General features: G+C 45.3%; 4 protein-coding genes and 1 pseudogene. 4 read left to right on the top strand and 1 reads right to left on the bottom strand.

What is annotated here, in order from left to right; all coding sequences use genetic code 11:
• The first annotated feature begins 43 nt into the window (after positions 1-43).
• Both F6K64_RS38695 and F6K64_RS37890 read left to right on the top strand, forming a co-directional pair.
• A complete protein-coding gene (locus F6K64_RS38695; protein WP_353815676.1) occupies positions 44-160 on the top strand; it encodes an AAA-like domain-containing protein in 117 nt (38 codons plus the stop codon).
• 48 nt (positions 161-208) lie between these two features.
• Positions 209-1,090, top strand: coding sequence for a hypothetical protein (locus F6K64_RS37890; protein WP_008177995.1), 882 nt, complete (start codon positions 209-211; stop codon positions 1,088-1,090).
• A gap of 614 nt (positions 1,091-1,704) precedes the next feature.
• Here the strand turns inward: F6K64_RS37890 and F6K64_RS37885 are convergent.
• The gene (locus F6K64_RS37885; protein ID WP_154659638.1) at positions 1,705-1,848 is read right to left on the bottom strand and encodes a hypothetical protein; all 144 of its coding nucleotides are present in this window, start codon (positions 1,846-1,848) and stop codon (positions 1,705-1,707) included.
• A gap of 36 nt (positions 1,849-1,884) precedes the next feature.
• Here F6K64_RS37885 and F6K64_RS37880 point away from each other — a divergent pair, with 36 nt between their 5' ends.
• On the top strand, positions 1,885-2,289 hold the full coding sequence (locus F6K64_RS37880; protein WP_008177997.1) for a hypothetical protein: 405 nt from the start codon (positions 1,885-1,887) through the stop codon (positions 2,287-2,289).
• A gap of 286 nt (positions 2,290-2,575) precedes the next feature.
• Positions 2,576-2,806 (top strand): annotated as a pseudogene (locus F6K64_RS37875) (element excision factor XisH family protein); the annotation flags it as partial.
• Between the last annotated feature and the right edge of the window lie 175 nt (positions 2,807-2,981).

Raw genomic sequence — 2,981 nt, 5'->3', positions numbered from 1 at the left:
TCTTGACCTTGGCGAATTTAATTCGCCAAGGTCAAGCGCACCTATAGAAAGTATGGGGTTGGTGACACTCGATGGCAATCAGGCGAAGCCAAGCTGTCAGTTGTATCGTCTCTATTTTCGTCTTGCAGTTGGCAGGGAAGGTATTCGAACCATTTCCTAGATTTCTTTAGATGTCTTTTGTTAAGAACAAACACAATCACTATTAATTATGTCAGAAATTCTAACACTAATCAAAAAACCAGAGATTCCCAGGAAATTAGTAAAACCATCTCAACCAATTGAACTAATTCAGCCATCAGAACCAAAGTTTATGGCTGTTGGGGTTGTAACTGGTGAGGTAGATTTGTCTGAGAAAATTCCTACCATTACCATTCAGGGTAAGGCTTACCCACTCTTTTTTCTGCTTAAGCACAACCGGAAAAGGTATGTGCTGGATATTCTCAAGGGGCACATAGAGGCCGGAAACCGAGAGCATCGCCTCGTGGTATATCCTAAGCCGATCCACTTCCCAGACAGGAACAAATTCCAGGATATCCGGTTTGAGGTAATTGGGATTTTACAGGAAGACAGACCCCATGCTTGGGCTGAAGCGATTGGCAATGGGTATTTCATCTTGGCTGGATTGTGGCAGTTCATCCCTGTTTGTAAAGTTCCCTGTGTGTCAGTCTTTAGGAACCACAGTGAACAATTAGTGAACTATCTCAAAAGCCACCAGGCTACAGAAAGAACTCGGGTACTCAAAGCTGGTCACTGTCCATTATTCTGGCGGGACTCCTCGGTCAAACCATTCCGATTCAATCCTAAGCTCAAGGAGCAGGGCAAGCCAAAATTCATCCAGGTCAAAGCCCGATTCCTTCCCCACAAAAATGCCTTCGCGTTTGTGGAAGAATTGGCACCCCCAATGGATCAGCCTCCACGGTTCTGCAAAGTTCGGAAAGAAGATAAGCAGGAAGCCTTGGCGGAAGCTAAGAAAAGAGCTGCTGAAATGGCTGAAAAAAGAGCTGCTGAAAGTTCTGAAAGTCCTGAAAAAACAGCTGCTGAAAGTCCTAAAAAAAGACCTGCTGAAGGTCCTGAACGTCCTGAAAGTTGAGTACTTCTATTCACAATACCAACTGTGCTCAGTACCAACCCAACGCCCAGTCGAGCCGTTGAGACTTGACTGCTGAGGCGTTTGGTGCTGGCAAGGCTGGTAGGGTGATAGTTAAGACTTAAGCACAAGTCAGGTAAGCCAGCGCTGTCGGATAACTTGGTTGACTGACTATATATTTTCCAGAGCTTAACTATAGCGCTAGTATAAACCACGAGTAACTATAGCGGTTTTCAATTAGGTGAGGTACATTTTTATAGGGAGCAGGCAGCAGGGAACAGGGAACAGTGATAGGAATTATTTGACCAACGACTTTACTTAATATAGCCAATCATTGATAATAATAAGTTATAATTAAGGGTTAACCTATTTTATTAAGGTTTAGGGTATTGCTTTGACAAGGATGCGATCGCAACTGCCCCCGTTGGTACTTTTCTGTCAAAAAGCGAAGCATCCGCAGTTTCTGTACTTAATTTTGGTAATTAAGAGTAATTATCTCTAATTATCTTCTATTTTATTGACAATCAAATATCCCTGCTCTTAGAATCGCGAATGGCGCAGGACTTCTTGACCCGAACTCCAATCTTTTCCAAAGTCCGATGGGGCAGGAAACCTGACTATTCCTGAATTCCCCGGAACCAGAAGCCACAAGGAGACCCTATGGTTAAATCTTTCGAGTGCTCAATCCAAATTGACCCGGCCTTAAGGGGATGGCAGACTTGAGGGTCTCCATCATCTCGACCGTCCTGTCCCTTTAACATCAGGCCAAAATTCGGAAAATTAATAATTCAAACATCATGCTAAATACACCATTCAACCGCTTCAAGCCAGCTGCTCTTCCCTTGAAGAAAGCACTCTCAAGACTGGCACTTGGTCTAGGGACCCTGCTCTTTGCCGCAGTGGCAGTATTCTGTGTCACAGCTCCCACGGCTTTAGCAGCAACGGTAGAACCATTGCATGGAATACAAGTTACTGAAAAAAGTGTCACGATCGTAGTGACGAGCAACGGCTGCACGCAGAAAGAGGACTTCACAACCATATTGGCAAAATCCCAGCCTCCCATTGTTACCTTCATCCGCCTGAAACCGGATCTTTGTAAAGGTGTTTCCCGTCCCTACCCGATTCAGTTCTCGCTGTCGGAAGTGGGTGCGAAAGAGTTTAAAGTGGCCAATCTCTTTGTACCTTCCGCCAGTTTCTATTAGCGGCGGAAGTTCTTAAAACAGGACTCTAAGTCGAAAAAAATGTCACAAACTGCCTGGTGATATGGTTCTAGTTATAGAGGGCACACAGCTAACTTTGGAGTAGGCGAGTGTGGCGAACACGAGTTAAACAAGGTTTAACTCTTACCCTATAGTCTCAATTTAATAATTCCGCTGAAATTCCTCCCGATGCTCACCTTACGGTAGAGTGCGGGAGGAATTTTTTATATTGATTTCAGTTATAATAAACCTTAAAAACCCTAAGTCATTTCCAATTGCCCATCTGTCTATGCCAGCCAAGGATATTTTTCACAACACTGTTCGGTTAGCCCTGGAAAAAGATGGCTGGCTGATAACTAAAGATCCTCTATACATCAAAGTTGGCGGATCGGAAATGTATATAGACTTAGCAGCAGAACAATTAATTGCAGCCCAGAAAGATAATCAAAGCATAGCTGTAGAAATCAAAAGTTTTTTACAAGAATCAGAAATGTCAGAGTTTCATGTCGCCCTTGGTCAATGTCTTGATGCAGTCGCTCATGAGCGACTGCCGTGGTCCCCCCCATGAGCGACTGCCGTGGTCCCCCCCATGAGCGACTGCCGTGGTCCCCCCCATGAGCGACTGCCGTGGTCCCCCCCATGAGCGACTGCCGTGGTCCCCCCATGAGCGACTGCCGTGGTCCCCCCCATGAGCG

It is taken from the genome of Moorena sp. SIO3A2, from assembly GCF_010672265.1.
GTDB classification, from domain to species: Bacteria; Cyanobacteriota; Cyanobacteriia; order Cyanobacteriales; family Coleofasciculaceae; genus Moorena; species Moorena producens.
This window is presented reverse-complemented; position numbering and strand designations above follow the sequence as displayed.

What these genes read in the sequence shown, in the direction of transcription:
- F6K64_RS37890 (WP_008177995.1), top strand. Translation starts at nt 209, where the DNA reads ATGTCAGAAATTCTAACACTAATCAAAAAACCAGAGATTCCCAGGAAA.
- F6K64_RS37885 (WP_154659638.1), bottom strand. Translation starts at nt 1,848, where the DNA reads ATGTTAAAGGGACAGGACGGTCGAGATGATGGAGACCCTCAAGTCTGC.
- F6K64_RS37880 (WP_008177997.1), top strand. Translation starts at nt 1,885, where the DNA reads ATGCTAAATACACCATTCAACCGCTTCAAGCCAGCTGCTCTTCCCTTG.